This is a genomic window from Bradyrhizobium sp. Unk1 (assembly GCF_059512345.1).
Map to the genome: position 1 here is coordinate 1 of NZ_JCAMOP010000163.1, position 1,490 is coordinate 1,490.

1 protein-coding gene is annotated in these 1,490 nt (G+C 60.5%); it reads left to right on the plus strand.

Features of this window, described 5'->3' with window-relative positions:
• Nucleotides 1-64: 64 nt before the first annotated feature.
• Nucleotides 65-1,225, plus strand: coding sequence for an IS110 family RNA-guided transposase (locus tag AC5ZFO_RS47875; RefSeq protein WP_496124249.1), 1,161 nt, complete (start codon nucleotides 65-67; stop codon nucleotides 1,223-1,225).
• Nucleotides 1,226-1,490: the final 265 nt, after the last annotated feature.

Here is a 1,490-nt window from a genome sequence, read left to right on the forward strand (position 1 = left end):
AACAGATCCCATGATTGAGGCGCAGAGGAGCTAAGCTGCGTCATCCTAAACCGGAGATCTGATCATGACTCATTCGACCAACATAGTGCCGCGTTCTGTCGATTACGACCAAACGCTCGTTCTGGCGATTGAGCTAAGCAACAAGAGTTGGGTCTTGGCGGCGCAGGTACCTGGCCTTTCGCAGACCAAGGCGAGGCGGACGATCGATCCGAATAAAAATGATCTATTGGCGGCGATTGACAGTTACCGAACCCGCGCTGCTGCCGCTGGTCACTCGGTCAAGCGCGTGATCACCAGCTACGAGGCCGGATGGTGCGGGTTTTGGCTGGCGAGATGGCTCATGGCACACGGCATAGAGGTGCACGTCGTTCAGCCTTCGAGTGTGCCTGTTGACCGGCGCATGCGCCGCAGTAAATCGGATGGCATCGATGCGGAGCTGCTGTTACGCACTTTGCTTGCCTGGCTTCGCGGCGAGCCCCGCGTCTGTTCGATGGTGCCGATTCCAGACGAAGCCGATGAGGATGCGCGGCGGTGTGTCCGGGAGCGGAGTGAGTTGGTCTCCGAGCGTGTCGGCCTCGTGAATCGGATCGGCGCCATTCTGGCGACGCTGGGCGCTGACGACTACAATCCCCTTCTTCAAAGCCGACGTCGCCGACTGACCGAGCTGCGGACGGGCCTTGGCGATCCGATACCGCCAAATGCACTGGCCAAGATCGTGCGTTTGCTTACCAGGCTGGAACTCGTACTTGCGCAGATCGTGGAGTTAGAACTTGAACGTGATGCCGTCGCTAGAACCGATGTCCCGGACCATGCCGGTAAGATGATCCAGCAACTCATCAGCCTGCGCGGCATCGGTGTGCAGAGTGCAACCGTGCTGGTGCGAGAAGCCTTTGTCCGACGCTTCGCTAATGGCAAGGCGCTGGGGTCATATGCCGGCCTCACCTCGACCCCGTATAGCAGCGGGGCCATCGATCGTGAGCAGGGCATCGGGAAAGCAGGCAACCGTCGGCTCAGAACGGTGATGGTCGAATTGGCCTGGCTTTGGCAACGCTACCAGCCGGGCACCGCGCAGGTAATCTGGTTCCGTGAGCGCGTCGGCTCGACTGGCCGCCGCGTTCGCAAGGTCATGGTGGTGGCGCTCGCGCGTAAACTCCTGATTGCCTTATGGCGATTCGTCATCGACGGTGTGATGCCTGAGGGTGCGGTCACGAAGCCCTCCATCTAACCGTCTCCGAAACCGGACAGCGCTGCAACGGCATTGCAGTCCGGTGATCCGAGGGAACGTCGCCGTTGTCCGGCGTGGCGCTTCGGCGCCGTCTTCACAGAGTGGTGCCGTTCCTTCGAAGCTCTCCCGTCCCGAATGTGGGACAGTGGTCGGGATCACCATCCCGCCGGATGTGAGGTTAGCAGGGAAGCCCTGCAGCAAGAGAGCTCACCTCGGATCGCCGTTGGCAGAAAGCCATTGACAGAGGAACCATCATGTGAGGCCG